Annotated in this window: 12 protein-coding genes; 5 read left to right on the plus strand and 7 right to left on the minus strand. The window is 71.6% G+C overall.

All coding sequences use genetic code 11. The features are described from left to right. Positions 1 to 935 precede the first annotated feature (935 nt). The gene (locus ACZ6SD_RS03660; RefSeq protein WP_465315332.1) at positions 936 to 3,005 is read left to right on the plus strand and encodes a midas domain-containing protein; all 2,070 of its coding nucleotides are present in this window, start codon (positions 936 to 938) and stop codon (positions 3,003 to 3,005) included. 664 nt (positions 3,006 to 3,669) lie between these two features. Here ACZ6SD_RS03660 and ACZ6SD_RS03665 read toward each other — a convergent pair. Next, a complete protein-coding gene (locus ACZ6SD_RS03665; RefSeq protein ID WP_465315333.1) occupies positions 3,670 to 5,205 on the minus strand; it encodes a putative glycoside hydrolase in 1,536 nt (511 codons plus the stop codon). A gap of 161 nt (positions 5,206 to 5,366) precedes the next feature. Here ACZ6SD_RS03665 and ACZ6SD_RS03670 point away from each other — a divergent pair, with 161 nt between their 5' ends. The 3 genes from ACZ6SD_RS03670 to ACZ6SD_RS03680 all read left to right on the plus strand — a co-directional run bounded on the left by ACZ6SD_RS03670 (position 5,367) and on the right by ACZ6SD_RS03680 (position 8,655). Beyond that, positions 5,367 to 6,419 carry a polysaccharide deacetylase family protein gene (locus ACZ6SD_RS03670; protein ID WP_465315334.1) on the plus strand — a complete coding sequence of 351 codons (1,053 nt, stop codon included), beginning with the start codon at positions 5,367 to 5,369 and terminating at the stop codon, positions 6,417 to 6,419. Between the two features lie 185 nt (positions 6,420 to 6,604). Next, positions 6,605 to 7,195 (plus strand): copper resistance CopC family protein, encoded by a 591-nt coding sequence (locus tag ACZ6SD_RS03675; protein ID WP_465315335.1) that lies wholly within the window; start codon positions 6,605 to 6,607, stop codon positions 7,193 to 7,195. After that, positions 7,192 to 8,655 carry a multicopper oxidase family protein gene (locus tag ACZ6SD_RS03680; RefSeq protein ID WP_465315336.1) on the plus strand — a complete coding sequence of 488 codons (1,464 nt, stop codon included), beginning with the start codon at positions 7,192 to 7,194 and terminating at the stop codon, positions 8,653 to 8,655. Before ACZ6SD_RS03675 ends, ACZ6SD_RS03680 begins: the two co-directional genes overlap by 4 nt. Positions 8,656 to 8,678: 23 nt before the next feature. Here the strand turns inward: ACZ6SD_RS03680 and ACZ6SD_RS03685 are convergent, their stop codons facing one another. The 5 genes from ACZ6SD_RS03685 to ACZ6SD_RS03705 all read right to left on the minus strand — a co-directional run bounded on the left by ACZ6SD_RS03685 (position 8,679) and on the right by ACZ6SD_RS03705 (position 13,193). Then, a complete protein-coding gene (locus ACZ6SD_RS03685; protein WP_465315337.1) occupies positions 8,679 to 10,049 on the minus strand; it encodes a copper resistance D family protein in 1,371 nt (456 codons plus the stop codon). 178 nt (positions 10,050 to 10,227) lie between these two features. After that, the gene (locus tag ACZ6SD_RS03690; protein WP_465315338.1) at positions 10,228 to 11,307 is read right to left on the minus strand and encodes a serine hydrolase domain-containing protein; all 1,080 of its coding nucleotides are present in this window, start codon (positions 11,305 to 11,307) and stop codon (positions 10,228 to 10,230) included. Further along, on the minus strand, positions 11,304 to 12,236 hold the full coding sequence (locus ACZ6SD_RS03695; RefSeq protein WP_465315339.1) for a DUF6895 family protein: 933 nt from the start codon (positions 12,234 to 12,236) through the stop codon (positions 11,304 to 11,306). The genes ACZ6SD_RS03690 and ACZ6SD_RS03695 overlap by 4 nt, the downstream gene beginning before the upstream one ends. Beyond that, positions 12,233 to 12,934, minus strand: coding sequence for a hypothetical protein (locus ACZ6SD_RS03700; RefSeq protein WP_465315340.1), 702 nt, complete (start codon positions 12,932 to 12,934; stop codon positions 12,233 to 12,235). Before ACZ6SD_RS03700 ends, ACZ6SD_RS03695 begins: the two co-directional genes overlap by 4 nt. A gap of 10 nt (positions 12,935 to 12,944) precedes the next feature. Then, positions 12,945 to 13,193: a hypothetical protein gene (locus tag ACZ6SD_RS03705; protein WP_465315341.1), complete on the minus strand. Its 249-nt coding sequence runs from the start codon at positions 13,191 to 13,193 to the stop codon at positions 12,945 to 12,947. A gap of 481 nt (positions 13,194 to 13,674) precedes the next feature. Between ACZ6SD_RS03705 and ACZ6SD_RS03710 the strand changes: the two genes are divergently transcribed. After that, a complete protein-coding gene (locus ACZ6SD_RS03710; protein WP_465315342.1) occupies positions 13,675 to 14,781 on the plus strand; it encodes a type III polyketide synthase in 1,107 nt (368 codons plus the stop codon). A 53-nt stretch (positions 14,782 to 14,834) separates the two neighbouring features. On the opposite strand, the gene ACZ6SD_RS03715 is transcribed toward ACZ6SD_RS03710, so the two are convergent. After that, a complete protein-coding gene (locus ACZ6SD_RS03715; RefSeq protein ID WP_465315343.1) occupies positions 14,835 to 18,308 on the minus strand; it encodes a BTAD domain-containing putative transcriptional regulator in 3,474 nt (1,157 codons plus the stop codon). Positions 18,309 to 18,312 lie beyond the last annotated feature (4 nt).

An 18,312-nucleotide genomic window follows, 5' to 3' on the forward strand; every position in this document is an offset into this window, starting at 1 on the left:
AACCGGGAGCAGGAGACACGGGGGGTGCGGCGTTCTCAGGGGTTGGGGGGGGGGGGGGGGGGGGGGGGGGGGGTGGGGAGCCCCCCCCCCCCCCCCCCCCCCCCCCCCACGCCATCGTTTGCTGTTTTCAGAGGTATCTCGTGTCTGCTTTCCCGGCCCGCGTGTTTCGTTCCTCCGCGGCCGGATGAGGTCACCGGGTTCTCGCCGCGCGTTCCGGCGATCGAGCCCGAGTCGCTCTCTTCCCCCGTGGTGTCACCGGGGCCGTTGATCCTGCCGCGTTCGGCCGCGCCGGATCCAGACTGTCTACTGTGGTTGGTCGTGCGCCGTGCCGGTCTTCGGGTGGATCTTTTCCGGGTTATGCGCGATCTCCCTTGAGATAACCCGAAAGTAGGACGAGACGCGCCGATCCGAGTGCGGTCCGATGATCGATGACCATGCTTAGATCTTCCTGACGGGCGTGATCGCCTCCGCTCGTGCTGTCGACTTGTCGGCATATTGCCGCGCGTGCATGTCACCGTGTGAAGTCGGATTCCTTCGCTTATCCCACGAGCGTGGATCATAAGTGGTGAAACTGTTGACGTTGTGGTGGCTCACTTTCCGTGTTTAAGGCCCCAAGAATGAGATGACCAGGGTTCTCGGGGGACCCTCGAAAGAGCCACTGATCCACCCGGCAGGGGGTCTGTGATTGGTTACCTTTAATACAGGGTCAGGCCACGATGGCTGGTCCTATCCGCGGGTCGAGATGACTTGTGGGTCTTCGACAAGGAAGGAAGCGATCGGTGATCTTCGATCGATGGGTTTCGAAAGCGGCGACGGCCCTGGCGCTCGCCTTCGTATTGCCCTTCTCAACGGGCTCAGCAGAAGCGGTTCCTCGCGACCACGACCCAAACGCCACAGAAGAAGCGGAAGGCTTCTTGTGGTCAGATGTGTTCGACGTGCTTTATGACGGGTTCCCCGGCCTCGGGCACCTCGACGACGAGGACGATGACGACGACGAGGATGACGACGAGGACCTTCTCGATGACGAGGATGACGAATCCCTCGCCGACGACGAGGACCTGATTGACGAGGACGAGTACCTCGCCGACGAGGAGTCCGACGAAATCGTCCTGGTGGACGACGAAGAGTCCGACGACGAGGACGCGTACTCCGACGAGGACGAGTCCGAGGGCGACGAGTCGGACGAGTCGGACAGCGCGTACTCGGATGAGGACGAGTCTGAGGGTTACGAGTCGGACGAGGCCGACAGCGCCTACTCGGACGAGGACGAGTCCGAGAGCGACGAGTCGGACGAGGCCGACAGCGCCTACTCGGACGAAGACGAGTCTGAGGGTTACGAGTCGGACGAGGCCGACAGCGCCTACTCCGACGAGGACGAGGACGAGGGTGACCACTCCGACCACGCGTACTCGAACGACGACGAGGACGAGGGCGACCACTCGGACCACGGCTACTCGGACGACGATGAGGACGAGGGCGACCACTCCGACCACTCGGACCACGCGTACTCCGATGACGACGAGGACGAGGGCGACCACTCCGACCACGGCTACTCGGACGAGTCCGAGGGCGACGAGTCGGACGAGTCGGACAGCGCGTACTCGGACGAGGACGAGTCTGAGGGTTACGAGTCGGACGAGGCTGACAGCGCCTACTCCGATGAGGACGAGTCTGAGGGTTACGAGTCGGATGAGTCGGACAGCGCGTACTCGGATGAAGACGAGGACGAGGCTGACGAGTCGGACGAGGCCGACAGCGCCTACTCGGACGAGGACGAGTCCGAGGAGTTCATCGCTGAGGACGCCGAGGCCGTTTACTCGGACGAGGACGAATCCGAAGAGCTGATCACTGACGACGCCGACTACGTCTTCTCCGAGGACGAGACCGAGGAGATCACCACCGAGGAGATGGAGCTTCTCGACTCCGAGGACGTGCTCGCCGACGAGGACGCGGACGAGTTCTGGGGCAGCGACAACTGGATCGACGTCTACAACGACGGCGCCGAGAACCTTGTCGAGGTCCTGAACGAGGGCTCCGAGGACAACGAGATCTTCGTTGTCAACGAAGAGTCCGACGACAACGACGTCGCGGTGTACAACGAGGAATCCGACAACAACGAGATCGGTGTTGTCAACGAGGAGTCCGACGAAAACGACACCACGATCTACAACAACCTCTCGGACGAGAACGAGATCGTCGCCTACAACGACGAGTCCGAGGACAACACCACTGAGGTCTACAACCAGGACTCGGACTACAACGAGATCGTTGTCGCCAGTGAAGAGTCCGAGGACAACGCGACTGGTGTGTACAACTCCGAAGCCGACTTCAACGACATCGCCGTGGTGAGCGACGAGTCGGAGGAGAACGTCACCGAGATCGAAAGCCACGAGGCCGACTTCAACGACATCGTCGTGGTCGCCGACGAGGCCGACGAGAACTACACCGAGATCGCGACTTACGAGGCCGACGGCAACGACATCGCCGTTGTCGGCGACGAGGCTGACGAGAACTACACCGAGGTCGCGACCGCCGAGTCCGACTTCAACGACCTCACCGTCGCCAACGACGACGCGGACGCCAACTACACCGAGGTCGAGACCTACGCCTCGGACGACAACGACGTCTACGTCTCGAACGAGGAGGCTGACGAGAACGTCACCACCGTCGCGACCGAAGAGTCCGACGAGACCGCCACGGTCGTGAGCAACTACGAGGCCGACCACAACTACACCGCGGTCGAGAACGACGAGTCCGACGGCGCCACCACGGTCGTGAGCAACTTCGCGAGCGAGGACAACGCCACCATCGTCGACAACGAGGGCGCCGCCGAGGCGGTCACCGTCGTCAGCAACAACACCAGCGACGACAACCTCACCTCCGTCTACAACGGCGAGGGCGAGGAGAACGTCACGGTCGTCTCCAACAACGGCACCGACGGCAACGTCGTGTCGGTCGACAACTCGGGCGCGGAGACCACCACCCTCATCAGCAACCACGGCTGAACCAGGAGAACCGATTCGATAACCACAGCTAGATCCGATAACCACAACTAGATCCGATATATCGACAAACTGGTACTCAGGCGGGTTCGGGTGATAGCCATCCCCGAGCCCGCCTGTCCATGCGCCGGGTTGAGCGGGCGGCCCGGCTCGCGGGCCGGGACCGGCCAAGGGGGCGAACGTCAGCGCCCGCAGGCTGTGCGTCACCGGTGGGCAGGGGCGCGCTGGGCGGCCGGGCGGGCAACCGGTGGTGCGGTAGGGAGTGGCGAGGCAAGCGGTTCGCGGACGAGGGTGGTGTGGGGGACGGAGAAGAGGTTGGGGGTTAGGGGGAACTGGAAGCGGCCGGGTGCTGAGTGAGATTGGGGGAGGAGAAGTGGGGTGGGGGTGAGAAGCAAGAAGGGGCGGGGGCGAGAGGAGGGGAAGGCGAGTGGGTGGGGGTGCGGTGGATAAGGGGCGGGAAGTAGGTGGGGGTGGGAAGTAGGCGGGGGAGCAGGAAGAGGGCGGGGCGAGAGGTGGGAGAGGGCGGCAAGTGCGTGGGGGTAAGAGGTGGGGGAGGGCGGCGAGTGCGTGGGGTGAGAAGAAGTGGGTGAGGGGTGGCACGGTGGGAACGAGCGGAGGGGCCGGGAACGTCCCGGCCCCTCCGCTGTTTCGGTCTCTGTGGATCAGGTCAGGGCTTGGGCTCCAGGCCCGCGTTGTCGTAGCGGCATCCCGCGTTCCACAGGAGGAAGGAGTGCATCCCGTTGTCCTGCGACGCCTTGATCTGGGCCTGCACCTCGGCCGGGCCGTACGCCTTGCGCAGGTTGAACGCCTGGAGCCACGGGATGATCTGGGTGTCGGAGCCCTCGACCTTGGCGGCGAAGTCGGCCAGCGACCGGACCACGATGTCGTAGGGCTGCGAGTCCGGCTGCGGCACCCCGTACTCGCCCGGGCCCCAGTGGGACGGGTAGACCATGGGGGAGATGTAGTCCACGTGCGGGGCCATGGTGGGGATGTCTTGGGCCACCGGGCCGGGGCGGGTGGCGGCGATGCCGAACACCGACGCGCCGAGGAACGAGCCGCGCGCGCGCACTTCCTCGCGGCTCTTGGCGAGGAAGTTGGTGATCGCCTGTTCCGGGGTGACCTGCAGGCCCGGGATCTTCATCTGGGCCAGGTCGCCTTCGGGGCGGCGGATGTAGTCGAACAGGATGTCGTCGAAGCCGAGTTCGGCCGCCTCGGTGGCCAGGCCGATGTTGTAGGAGATGACTTCGGGGTTGGCGAAGTTGGTGAACGCGTACTCACCGTAGGAGCCCGACCATGGCCTGCCGTCGCGGGTCTGGATCACCCGGTCGTTCTTGCCGGAGGTCCAGGACGCCTTGGCCAGGATCGGGTCGCGGAAGGCGACGAGCCTGCCGACCACCCGGATGCCCTCGGCGTGCAGCTGGTCGATGACGGCCTTGGCGTCGTAGTGGCCGCGGGCGGAGCCGATCTCCTTGGCCAGCGGCACCTGGGACTGGTAGCCGACCTCGCCGCTCTCGTCCTTGATGTCGAGCTGGATGGTGTCGATCCGCTTGTCCCGCGCCATCTGCAGCACCGGGTCGCGCAGGGCGGGCGACGACCAGGCGATGGCGGTCATGTGCACGCCGCGCATCCCCGGGTGGCGCACCGGCACGGTGAACTCCTGCTTGACGCTGTTGCCCGCGTCGTCGCGGGCGGCCAGGTGGACCTTGGCGGGCGCGTGCGGGAACTTCAGGGAGAACGCGCCGTCGCCGCCCAGCGGCACCGGCTGGTCGTCGGCGGTGAGCACCGTGGCCCCGGTCGCCTTGCCCTGCAAGGTGAAGGGCTTGCGCGGGTCGGAGACCGCGGTCGGGTTCACCGACAGCGTCGGGGCCGTGCCGTCGACGGTGAAGGCCATGGTGACCTCGCGGTCGGGCATCATCTTCTCCGGCACGAGCGCGGTCAGGGTGTGCTCGCCGTCGGGCAGGGCAGGGTTGGCGAGCAGCAGCCGGTCGCCATCGCGGCGGGTCTGCGCGGGCGCCCCGTCGACCAGCAGCTGCACCTGGGAGATGTCCTTGCCCTCGGGGGCGCGGACGCTGAGCGCGCGCACGGCGTCGGTGTTCACCGTCGCGCCGTCATCGATTCCGGTGACCACCGGTTCGGCGGCGGACATGGCGCGCACGCCGATGGGCGCCGCGATCGCCAGGGTGACGAGCAGTCCGATGGCCACCAAGACCAGAGTCCGTCTACGGCCCACTTGAAGTCCCACGTGACGTCCCTCCACTGGCGCGTTTCCCCTTGTCATTCCCCCTGCGTGGCGGCGGTAACCACAAGTCATACTTTCGGGTCCTCCGCGTTGCGGCGACCGGCGCGCCGGTTGACGGTGAAGGGGTGACCAGAACTCCGATCGCCCGAGCCGAGCGGGTGTTGGCCGCCGCCGCTCTGGTGGCGTTGACGGCGGCCTGCGGGGGTTCCGGGTCCAGCGACCCACCGGCGAACCAGCCTGCGGCGAACGCCTCGGCGGCCGAGCCGGTCGTCAGTGCCCCGACGAGCCCGCCGCCACCGGAGCCGCAGGCGGTCGCGGCGAACGAGTTGGGCCAAGTGCCGGTGCTCATGTACCACCGGATCATCGCCCAGCCCACCAGCGTCTACGACCGCACGCCAGCGGACTTCCGGGCGGAGTTGGAGCGGCTGGCCAACGAGGGCTACGTGACCGTCACCGTCGCCCAGTACGCCACCGGGGACATCGACATCCCGGCGGGCAAGCACCCGGTGGTGCTGACCTTCGACGACGGCGACCCGACGCAGCTCACGCTGACCCCGGAGGGCGAACCCGCCCCGGACACCGCGGTCGCGATCCTGCGCGAGGTGGCCGAGGCGCACCCCGAGTTCCGCGGCGTGGGCAGCTTCTACGTCAACGGCGACCCGTTCGGCGACCCGGGCGGCCGCAAGACCCTGCTGTGGCTGCGCAAGCACGGCATGGAGATCGGCAACCACACCCTGGCGCACTCGAACCTGCGCAACATCTCCCCGGAGGCCGCCCAGCGGGCGATCGTCCAGGGCGACCAGGCCATCCGGGCCGCGGGCGGCGCGCCGCTGTCGATCTCGCTGCCCTTCGGCATCCATCCGCGCGACCCGGCGCTGGCCCTCAACGGCGGCGCGGACGGCGCTGAATACCACTATCGGGCCGCGTTGCTCGTCGGCGCGAACCCGGCGCGGTCGCCGTACTCGGCGGACTTCGACCCGCTGCGGATTCCGCGCATTCGCTCCCAGGGCCCCACCGGCCAGGAGGCCGAGTTCGGCTCGACGGTGTGGCTGGACAAGATCGCCGCCGCGCCCGCGCAGCGCTACACCTCCGACGGCGTCGCCGACCGGATCTCCTACCCGGCGGCATCCGGTGCGACGGTGGCCGAGACCTACCGCGCCCGCGCGAACGCGTACTGACCGCTCGGCTGTCCTCTGTGGAGTGACTGGCATCGCACCGCTGGTCGACGCCATTACTGGCTGGTTACGGCTGCGGTACAAGGTGCGCACGGACGCGCCTGGACGGGACCCGCACACCTAGGTTTGGCTCGGCGGCCTACGCCGCCGGTGTGGAACTTTCCCCCGTCTTCCCGAGGAGCTTCGACGTGAGGCGACTGTCGCTCGCGCTGGTACTGGCTGTGTTCGCCCTGGTCGCGGGCGCGGGGCCCGCCCTGGCCCACACCCGGCTGATCAGCAGCAGCCCGGCCGAGGGCGCGCTGGTCACGGCCGTGCCGGAGACGGTCAAGCTCACCTTCACCGACCCGATGCAGGCCCGGCTCAGCACGGTCACGGTGTCCGGCCCCGGCGGCGCGCGGTGGGGCCTTGGCGAGATCACCGCCCAGGACGGGACGCTGACGGTCCCGGTCCAGACCACTGGCCCGGCGGGCGACTACGTGGTCGAGTACCGGGTCCTCTCCGGTGACGGGCACCCGGTGCGCGGCGCCGTGCGGTTCACCTACACGCCGCCCCCGGTCACCAGCGCCGCGGCCGCCCCGCCCGCGACGACCAGCGTGACGACCAGCGCGGCCGAGACGTCGGCGTCGAGCGCCGTGCCGGAGCAGGTCCCGGCCGCTCAGCAGGCGCCCGCCGAGAGCGGCGGTGTGCCGCTGTGGGTGTGGATCGCGGGCGCGGCCGTGCTGCTCGCGGTCGGGTTGCTCGTCGCCCGGCGGTTCAGCGCGGACTCAGGGCGGGAATGAGCCGGAACCGGCCCTGGAGCCGCCGGGACCTGCTCGCCGCCACCGGCCAGGCCGCCGCCGGGCTGCTGCTTTCCGGGTGCACGGCCTCGCCTGCGGCCGAGTCGCGCGGGCAGCGGGCGGCGAAGACCGTCGAGGTGGACCTCGACGCGGTGGTCGGGGAGGTCGACCTCGGCGCCGGTGTGCGGGCGACAACCTGGAGCTACGGCGGACAGGTGCCGGGCAAGGAGATCCGGGTCGACGCCGGTGACCGGTTGCGGGTGACCTTGCGCAACCGGCTGCCGGTGGAGACCACCGTCCACTGGCACGGCGTCACGGTGCCCAACGCGATGGACGGCGTCCCGCACCTGACCCAGCCCGGCGTCGCGCCGTCCACCGAGTTCGCCTACGACTTCGCCGTGCCCGACCCCGGCACCTACTGGTTCCACCCGCACGTCGGCTTGCAGTTCGACCGAGGGCTCTACGCGCCGCTGATCGTGCGCGACCCGGACGAGCGCGCCGACTACGACGACGAACTCGTCGTCGTGCTCGACGACTGGCTCGACGGCCTGGGCCGCGACCCCGAGCAGGCGTTCGCCGACCTGCGGGCGGGTGGGGCGCACAGTGCGGGCGGGCACCACGGCGGCGCGGCAGGCGGCACTGGCTCGCCGTTGTTCGAGCGGGACAGCGGCGGCGTCGTCTACCCGCACTACCTGGCCAACGGGCGGGTCGCCGAGGACCCCAGGGTGGTGGAGACCCGCGCGGGCGCGCGGCTGCGGCTGCGGTTGATCAACGCGGGCGCCGACACGGCGTTCCGGGTCGCGGTGCCGGGCGCGCTGCTGACCGTGACGCACACCGACGGCTTCCCGGTCCGCCCGACGCAGGCGCAGGCGGTGCTGGTGGGCATGGGCGAGCGGGTGGACGCGCTGGTGACCGTGCCCTCGGCGACGACGGCGGTGTTCGCGGTGCCCGAGGGCAAGGGCGGGGCCGCCGGGCACGCCCAGGTGGTGCTCAAGGTCGGCGGCGGCGCGCTTGACCAGATCGCGGCGCACCACTTGGTGATGGGCCTGCCCGCGTTGCTTCTGGCGGATCTGGTCGCCCAGGACGCGGTGCGGCTGCCCGAGCGCGCTCCGGACGTGACGCACGAGATCACGCTGAACGGGCCGGGGGAGGACTACACCTGGACCATCAACGGCCGGGCGCACAACACCGCGGTGGGCAGGCCGGTGCGGGCCGGTCAGCGGGTGCGGCTGGTGTTCGCGAACCTGTCGTCGATGTTCCACCCGATGCACCTGCACGGGCACACGTTCCAGGTCAGGGGACTGAGCGGCGCCGGGCCGCGCAAGGACACCCTGACCGTCCTACCGGGACAGATGGTCGAGGTTGACTTCCAAGCCGACAACCCCGGCCGGTGGATGCTGCACTGCCACAACGCCTACCACGGCGAGGCGGGCATGATGACCACTCTGTCCTATGTGGACTAAGTGGACTATGTGGACTAAGTGGTTCAGCGCACGGTGATCATGCTGGTGACGCCCGCCGCCTTGTCCTTGGAGACGCGCAGGATCAGCTTGAGCTGCCACTGGCCCGCGGTCGGCAGCGTGACGTTCTCGGCGATGTAGTGGCCCGCGCCCGCGTAGGCGATGGTCAGCGGCACCGGCGGCGCCGTGCTCCCGGGCAGGCTCATCTCGCCGAGCATCCCGGAGACCGAGCGCGGGGTGCCCTGGAGGGTGAACACGCCGATGTGGAAGGTGTTCGCGCCCACCTTGGCCGGGGTGACCACGACGCTCACCACGCCCTGCCCGCTTGGCCCGATGGCGCCGTCAAAGGGGAGCTGGACCGACACCGGGGCCTCGGCGACCGGGGCGTTGGCCGACGCGGGCTTGACCAGACCGGCCTGCTCGGCGAAGGCCCGCTCGGCCTGGGCGCGGGCGTAAGCCACGTGCGCTGGCTCGAAGTTGACCAGGATCGAGGTGACGGCCAGCACCGCCAGGCCGATGCCCGCCTCGGCGGCCACCCAGGCGCGGAACCGGCCGGTCTCACTGCGGCCGGGGCCGCGGGGCCGCTTGCGCTCGCCCGCGGCAGCCGTGTCGGCCTTGGCCTTGAGGTGCTTGCCGACCCAGGAGCGGGCGGCCACGGCGATCGCGACGATGGCCGCGACGAGGGAGACCTTGAGCAGCAGCAGTTCGCCGTAGTCGGTGCTCACCAGCGCGGGCAGCGTCTCCACCTGCCGCCAGCCGGTGTACAGGCCGGTCACGGCGAGGACCGCGACGCTGATCAGGGCCGCCTTGGAGAACGGCGGCAGCGCCGCGCGCATCACCTCCGGGTCCCGCACGGCCAGCACGACCCCGACGAGCACGATCACGCCGCCGAGCCACACGCCCATCGCGACCAGGTGCGCCATGTCCAGCGGCAGCGCGAGCGCCCCGTCCTCGCGGGCGGCGCTGTGGGTGACCGCGCTCCACGTCGCCGCCAGCGCCGCCGCGCCAGCCAGCACGCCGAAGGTCGCCCGCCGCCTGCCGACCTGCCCGAAGGCGGCGGCACGGGCCAGCAGGACCTTGACGAACCCGGCGGCCAGGCACAGCAGCAGCACCCGGGCCAGCAGCGCCGTGCCCTGCGGGGTGGCGACCGTCTCCGACAGCAGCGCCGGGCTCAGCGCGTCGCCCAGCGGCGCGGCCAGGACATAGGGCCCATACAGCGCGAGGCTTGCCAGGGTGGCGGCCAGCAGCGCGCCCCACCCGCCCCACAGCAGACCGCGCACCACCCGGTGCGCCGCGCCCGCGGGCCAGCACGCGACGGTGAAGAACGCGGAGCCGACGACGAGCGCGAACCCCAGGAACGCGACCCACCGGGCCACCCCGTACAGCGCCTCGACCACTGCTCACCCCGATTCGCTCGCCCGCGGCTCGCCGGTGGCGCGAGCCTGCGCGGGCGCACCGGTACCGGGGACTACTCAAGCCCACCGCTGTGTCTTGGGCGTCTCCGCTCCGTTAAGCGGCGACGATCTCGACCTCACCGCCGCCGATTCCGGTCAGTGAGTGGCGGATTCTGCTCGGTCAGCGGTGGGGTTGTTCCTCCGCCGCGGGTGCCGCAGCGGCCGCCGCCGTTCCGGGGTACTCGGGAACTAGTGCGCCGAACAGCTTGCGGGCCGCCCGCAGAATCGGCTGGCGGGGAGTGGGGGCGGCGTTGGCCAGCAGCGCGACGCCCGCGCCCGCGGTCGGGCTGAACCCGACGAAGCACAGGAAGCCGGTGGTGGCCCCGGTGTGCCAGAGCAGGATGTGCCCGCGCATCGCCCGCCGCGACCAGCCGAGGCAGTTCTCCACCGCGCCGTGGCGGCGGCGGGGAAGCTGGGTGGCGGCCACGGCTTCGGCGAGCGGGGTCGCCGCGGGCTCGATGTTCGCCGCCAGGTAGCGCAGCAGGTCGGTCGGGGTGGCGCACCACGCGCCCGCCGGGGCGAGGGCGTCGAAGTGCCAGTGCGGCCGGGCCTTGCCGCGCCGGTGCCCGGTCGCGGTCGCCGAGGTCGGCCCCAGCGTGCTCCCGGACAGGCCCAGCGGTTCGAGGACCCGCTCGGTGACCAACTCGCGGTAGTCGCGGCCCGCGGCTATGGCCAGCAACTGGCCGAGCAGGCCGACGCCGAAGGTGGAGTAGCGCACGCCCGTGCCCGGCGGCCTGCGCGCGCGCAGGCGGGCGGTGGCCTCGAACAGGTCGTCGAGGTGGTAGTGCGCGTACGGGTCGGTCAGCCAGTGCGGCAGGGCGCGGCGGTAGAAGTTGACGGGCAGCTTGGGCAGGCCGGAGGTGTGCGTGGCCAGGTCGAGCAGCGTGATCCGGCCCGCGGCCGGGTCGCGCGGGCGGGCGGTCAGCGGCAGGTGCTCGGCGACCGGGTCGTGGTAGCCGACCTCGCCGCGGGTCGCCAGGTCGGCCAGCAGCAGCGTGGTGCACGTCTTGGTCAGCGAGCCCAGCTCGAAGGAGGTGTCCGGGCCGACCACGGCTCCGGTGGCCCGGTCGGCGATCCCCCGGCACACTACGACCCGCTCCGTGCCGCGCACGGCGGCGACCGCGACCCCGGGGGTGTGCCCCTGCGCGACCAGCGCGCCGATCTTCGGGCCGACCAGGTCCGCGAGCGGCGTGCCGGTCATGCCGGTGCGCCGACTGGCCGCAGCGCGCCGCTGACCACCCGGGACAGGATCATCGTCCCGGCGACCACCGCGACGACGGTCGGGTGGTGGTGGTTGCGCCACGCCTTCTCCGGGTCGTCCGGCGGCTTGGTCACCCCGTTGGGCAGCATGCCGTCGCCGCGCTGGGCCGCGGCGAGCAGGCCCCAGGCGTGCGGGTGGAACTGCGGCTCGCTCAGGCACAGGCCCACGATCAGCAGCTCCCCCAGCAGGTCCCACAGCTTGGTCTCGGCGTAGACCTCGACCCACGCGGGCAGCCACCGGTGCAGGTAGTCCTGCAGCGGTTCGGGCAGCCCGGCCGGGTTCTCGCCGAAATCGGTGGTGTGGAAGACGGTGTGCGTCATCGCGTAGCCGTTGTAGGCGTCGAACATCCACGGCTCCGGCAGCGTGCCGAGCCAGGTCCGGGAGATCAGCTCGGCCGGGTCGCGGTGCGGCGGGAGGCCGAGCCTGCGGCAGGCGGCGACCAGGCCGAGCTGCCGGTTGGGCACCAGCTCCACGCCCGCGGCCGAGCGCGCGGTGTTCAGGTGGGCGAGAAAGCGCTCCAGCGCCGGGTGCTGGTAGCCCGCCGCCTTGAACGTCGAGTACGTCTCCAGCACGTGGGTCGTGGGCGGCATCTCCTGCTGCATCGCGTACAGCAGGTCGCCTTCGCGGAGCTGATGCCAGCCGAAGTCCAGCAGCGAGCGGGCCGTGTCGGCGGCCTTGGGCCCGGCCACCGCCTCCCGCACCACGATCCGCGCGGCCACGGCCAGCTCGCCCAGCGCCTTGAACGCGTTGAGGTCGAGGTCGTAGGCGGGGCTGTCGGGCAGGGCGAAGCAGGAGCGGGTGGCCGAAAGCCAGTCGAGGGCTCGCGCGTAGACCCGGTGCGCCTGCTCTGCGCTGTCGGTCGTGGTCACTTCCTGGCCTCCAGCAGCCGTGCGATCGCCAGTTCCAGCCGCGCCCTTGGCGCGGTGGCGGCGTAGAACTCCAGGTGCGCCAGGGCGGGCGCGAGCAGCGGCTCCGGCTCGTCGGCGAGGTCGACGGCCACCCAGCGGGCCAGCCGCGCCGCGGTCGGCGGGTCCTTGCGGAGCATCGCGCGGACCATGCCCCGGGTGAGGTCCTGGCGGCGGAGCCGGGCCTGGTCGCGGGCCGGGCTCCGCAGGCCGGGCAGGGCCAGCGACGACAATTGCGCCAGCAGCGCGGTGAACGCGGGCCACCCTTGCCCGGTGGGGAACTCCGCGGCGGGGAACTCGGCCGCCACGGGCGTGCCGGGCAACTCGTGCCCGCCGAGATCGCGCAGCAGGCGCCCCAGTGCCCAGTCCCGGTAGCGCCACAGCAGGGCGGAGCCCGCTTCGGTCGGTTCGGGCGGCGGGTAGGTGAGCACCGCCTCCCGGATCACCTCGGCGTCTTCCGCCGCGAGGGGCTGCCCGCGCAGGGCGAAGGGCGCGATGGCGTCGGTGTTGAGGACGCGGACCGCGGCCAGGTCGGTGGGATTGCGCACATGGTCCCGCAGGCGGAAAGCGTGTCGCGGGCCGGTGAGGGCCCGCAGCACGCTTTCCGCCAGTGACTCCGTAGCATCCGCGGGAGCCTGCGAACGGGTTTCAGTGATTTTCACCCGTTGCCTTTCACAGTGCGAGGGCGAGTTCGTCGACCAGGCTCCGCGCCGCCGCGCTGTCCTCGATCGGCTCCGCTTCGTCCGGGTCGGGGGAGAGCAAAAGGGCGAGGCCCAGCAGCAGCAGCCCGGCCATCCGGGGGCCGCTCGTGCGGAACGCGCCGCTCTCCGGGGCTTCACCGGCCTCGATCAACCGGATTACCTCGGCCCGCCGATCTGGCGCGAAGGGAGCGACGGATTCCCATTCTCTTTGGCCCAACATAGTGATCCTCCTCGGTCTGGACGGTCCAACAAATCGAGAGTAACCCCGGCACATGGTCGTTAAGAGATCGTTTTCTGGGTTCCCACTATCGAGTTCGCTCCCCGGCGCGCCGTCACTCATGGTGAGTTCTTCTCCCGATCTGACCACTGGATTGGCGCAGTGTGAACCTCGTGGTTCGGTCCGTGGTCGACTGCGCGCGACTACGGGCGGTATGGTCACGATGTGAAGAACGCGGGCGGACGCGCCGCGCGGACTTCTTCGTCTCACCTCAGTCGCCGTGATCTAGGTCGCACTGTTCGCGGGGGTATTTGCGAACTTTCCCCGATTTCGTGAACTTGCCGGGGTATGATCTAAGTTTTTCACTCTTTCCAGTGATCCGATGCCCTTCCGTTCGCCTTTGTTCGCGGCAGACGACCATCCTCGATGGACAGTGAAACTGGCGCGTCGAGCGCCTCGGGGGCGAAGAAGAGGAAGGGATCGCATGGCAATCCTGTGCAAACCGGCTGTCGCCGTTCCGGAGCATGTGATCACCGTCGAGCAGACGCTGTATCTGGCGCGCGAGATGCACGCCGAACATCCGCAGCTGTCGTTGGCCTTGCGGCTGATCGCTAACACCGGCGTGCGAAAGAGACATCTGATCCAGCCCATCGAGGAAACCCTGCGACACCGGGGTTTCCGCTGGCGCAACGAGGTGTACGAGGCCGAGGCCAAAGCCCGGGTGCCCGAGGTGGCGCACGCTGCGCTCACCAACGCGGGCCTGGAGGCCAGTGAGATCGACCTCATCATCTACGTCTCGTGCACCGGGTTCATGATGCCGTCGCTCACCGCGTGGATGATCAACAATCTGGGTTTCCGGCAGGACACCCGGCAGATGCCCATCGCGCAGCTCGGCTGCGCCGCGGGCGGAATGGCCATCAACCGGGCGCACGACTTCTGCATGGCCTATCCGAAGGGCAACGTGCTGATCGTGGCGTGCGAGTTCTGCTCGCTGTGCTATCAGCCCACCGATATCGGCGTGGGCACGTTGCTGTCCAACGGTCTCTTCGGCGACGCGGTGGCGGCCGCGGTCGTGCGCGGGCAGGGCGGCGAGGGCATCCACCTGCGGCGCAACGGCTCGCACCTGGTGCCCGACACCGAGGACTGGATCGCCTACAGCGTGCGGGAGACCGGGTTCCACTTCCTGCTGGACAAGCGGGTGCCCACCACCATGGAGCCGCTGGCGCCCGCGCTGCTGTCGTTGGCCCGCTCGCACGGCTGGGACGCCTCCCGGCTCGACTTCTACATCGTGCACGCGGGCGGGCCGCGCATCCTCGACGACCTGTGCCGCTTCCTGCGCGTGGAGCCGGAGGCGTTCCGGCACAGTCGGGCGACGCTCACCGAGTACGGCAACATCGCCAGCGCGGTGGTCTTCGACGCCTTGCGCAGACTCTTCGACAGCGGCGGCGCGCATCACGACGCCCAGGGGCTGATCGCGGGCTTCGGTCCCGGTATCACCGCCGAGATCGCGCTGGGCACCTGGTCCGTCGGCGACGCGGCGATCCCCGCTCCCGCGTCGCCAGCGGAAGAGAACGCGATGAGCCTGCTCTGACCGCACCGGCTCCGGACGGCCCGGCCCCCCGATGCCGGGCCGTCCGGTCTCGTTCAGCCGACGCGGTCGCTCGCCCGCAGTTTGTCCAGCACGCCGGACACGTGCTCTCGCACGGTCCGGTGCGGGAGGGACAGCCTGCGTGCGATCTCCGCGGCGGGCAGGCCAGCGGCGAGCAGGCGGGCGATCCTGACCTCGATCGCGGACAGCGCGCCCCACCCGGGGCGCGCCGGGTCCCGCCGGACGCCGAACGCGGCCAGTCGGGTCTCCGCGCGCCGGATGTCGCCGTGCGCGCGCACCAGGGCGTACTCCCCGAGCGCTTCGGTGAGCGCAGCCGTCGCCTCCTCGGCCTGCCCGGCGGCGGCGAGCAGGGCGGCGGCGTCCTCTAAGGCGGCGGCGAGTTCCAGTGGGCGGCCCACCGCGCGGTAGTGCGCGGCGGCTTCCAGCGCGGGGGCCGGGTCGCCCGCGACCAGGGCCCGGCAGTGCGCCGCCGCGGCGGCCGCCCGCGCGGGCACGACCTCGTTGTCCGCCTCGGCCGCGCACACCGCCAGCGCGTTCCGCGCCAGGTCCGCGTCGCCGACGTCCAAGGCGAGCCGGGTCACGTGCGGAAGCCATTGGTGGCGCAGCATCATCCACGCGTAGTCCGGTCGCAGGACCGGCGCGAGCACGCGCAGCGCCTCGGCGGGATCGCCGCGCCGCTCGGCGGCCAGCGCCACGGCCATCAGGTGGAAGTCGCAGTTCTCCCGTTCCGGCAGGGTCCTGGGCGGCTGCGCCGCGACCGCGTCCAGGTGGGCGGCCACGGCCGCGCGGTCGTCGCGGCGGGCCGCGATCAGCGCCGCGACCCCGTGCCGCAACAGCACGGCGGCCCCGGGATCACGCAGGCCGGGGCGGACGCCAGTGGGACCGTATTCGGTCACCGCGGCCAGGTCGGCCAGCGCCTGGTCCCAGTCGCCGGTCCAGTAGTGGTGCACCGCGGCCGACACGGGCAAGCCGTCCGGCAGGCCGTGTCGGGCGGCCTGCTCCCGCGCCGAGCGCAGCGCCGCGCCCGCCTCGGCGAGCCGGTCCAGGTTGTGCAGCGTGAACACCCGGTTGTCGATCAGGTCGAAGCGCAGTTCGGCGAGGTCGGGGTGGTCGCCGACGACGGCCAGGGCGCTGTCCACGCAGGCCAGCGCCCGCTCGTGGTCGCGGCGCACGGAATGCGCCAGCCACAGGGTCTGCGTCGCGTGCGCGACCGGGTAGGGCTCGCCCGCCGCCACCGAGTCGGCCAGCGCCTGCCGCGCGGACTGCTCCATCGCGGCCAGGTCAGCGGGGTCGGTCAGGTCGCCCCGGCGGAAACCGGCCAGCAGCGACCGGTGCCGGGCGCGCCAGGGCCGGGGGACCGCCGGGTCGTCCACCGCGGCGCGCAGCGCGGTGACCGCGCCTTCGGTGTCACCGCGTTGGTGCCGCAGGGCCGCGAGCACCTGCCGCGCCTCGGCGGCCTCGTCCGGGTCGGTCGTGGCCGCCAGCGCCTGCTCCGCCTCGGCCTCCGGGCGCTGCCCCAGCCGGAACCGGACCCGGGCCAGCGCGGTCAGCAGACTCGCCCGCCGCGCCCGGGTGAGCAGACCGGTGGCCAGGACCCGGCGCAGCAGGTCCACCGCGATCGACGGCGCCCGGTCGACCACCTCGGCGTGGTTGTCCACCAGCCAGCGCACCACCCACGCGTCCACCGGGACCGGCGCGGCGGCCACCTGCTCGGCGACGGACCTGACCGGCGCCCCCGCGCCAGCCAGCGCCTCCGCCGCGTGCCGGTGCGCCGCCGCGCGCTCCGAGGGTGCGGCGCTGGCGTGCAGGGCCTGGCGCAGGAACGGGTCGCGGAAGGCCAGGGTGTCGCCCGCGGCCACGACGACCGCGGCGGCGACGGCCTCGTCCAGCGCGGCCACCAGGTCGACCGGGGACGTCCCGGTCACCGTCGCGAGGTCGCCGACGCCGAACTCATCGCCCAGCACCGCGGCCGACCACAAGACCGCCCGCGCCCGCGGGGACAGGGCGGCCAGCGTCCGACGCGCCTCGGTTAGCAGCGAGTGGGGCGCCTCGGCCGCGTGGTCCTGGTCAACCTCGGCGACGCCCGCGTCGACCCGCACCGCGTTCTCGCGCATGAGGTTGTCGGTCACTTCCTTGGCGTAGCGCGGGTTTCCGCCCGCGCGGCGGGCCACCGCCTGAAGGCTCGCGCCAAGGCGGGCGCCGACGACGTGGCCGATCAGGCGCTCGGTGTCGGCCTCGCCCAGCGGCTCCAGCACCAGCACCGGGCCGCCGTGCGCGCGCACGCCGCGCCGGACCTGCGCGAGCCTCGGCCGGTTCGGGGCGGGCCGGGCCGCGGCCACCAGCAGCAGCGGCAGCCGCCGGGCCGTCGCCGCGAGCCGGTGCCACAGCAGCACGCCCGCGTCGTCGGCCAGGTGCACATCGTCGACCACCAGCGCCAAGGGGCCGTTCGCGCAGACCCGGTCGACCAGCGCCGACAGCCCCTCGGCCGGGTCGGACTCCGCGTGCCCGTCGAGGCGTTCGGCGATCACCCGCTGCCGCCCGTGCTCGTCGGCGACCACCCACACCAGGGCGCAGCCGCGCGCGCCCGCGTCGGCGAACGCGGCTTTGAGCAATTCCGACTTGCCGATGCCGGGCTCGCCCTCGACCCACACCGGCCCGCCGCGGCCCGCCAGCACGTCGGCGACCAGGCCGCGCAGCAGCGCGGTCTCCTCGCCACGGCCCACGAAGGCGGCGGCCCGTGGCCCCGCGGCCGGTGCGCCCGCCCGGGCGAAGATCGCGCCGCGCAGGTCCCGCAGCGCCGGACCCGGCTCGATTCCCTGCTCCGCCAACAGAGTCCGGCGCGCGTCGGCGAACGCGGCCAGCGCCAGCACCGGCCGCCCCGACCGGTGCAGCGCGCCGATGAGCACCTCCCGCAGCGACTCCCGCAGCGGGTGCGCGCGGATCTCCGCGCGCAGCAGGGGCAGCAGGCAGGCGTGCTCGCCGGTCTCCACCGCCGCCCGCACGCGCAGCTCCAGCGCGCTCAGCCGCGCCTCGGTCAGCCGCGCCCGCTCCAGGGCCGCGAACGGGCCGGGCACCCCCGCGTACGCCTCGCCGCGCCACAGCCCGGCGACCGCGTCCAGCGCACGCGCCGTCCCGTGCCAGTCGCCCGCGGCGAACCGCCGCCGCGCCCGCGTCCTGGCCCGGTCGAAGATCTCCGCGTCGAGCGCGCAGTCCGCCAGCCGCAGCGAATAGCCCGCCCCGTCGGTCGCCAGCAGCGCGCGGGCTGGGCCCAGCGCGCGCCGCAGCCCGCTGACATAGGTGTGCAGGCTGCCGTTCGCGCTCGCGGGCGGCCGTTCGCCCCACACGCCGTCGATCAACTCGTGCCGCGCGACGACCTGGCCCCCGCGGGTGGCCAACGCGACGAACACCGCGCGCTGCCGGGCCGGGCCCAACGCGATCTCGGTGTCGCCGAGCCAGGCGCGCGGCGGCCCGAGAACGCTGACCCGCAGTTCGGCGTCGCCCGCCAGCACAATG

The sequence above is a fragment of the Actinokineospora sp. NPDC051303 genome (genome assembly GCF_055586285.1).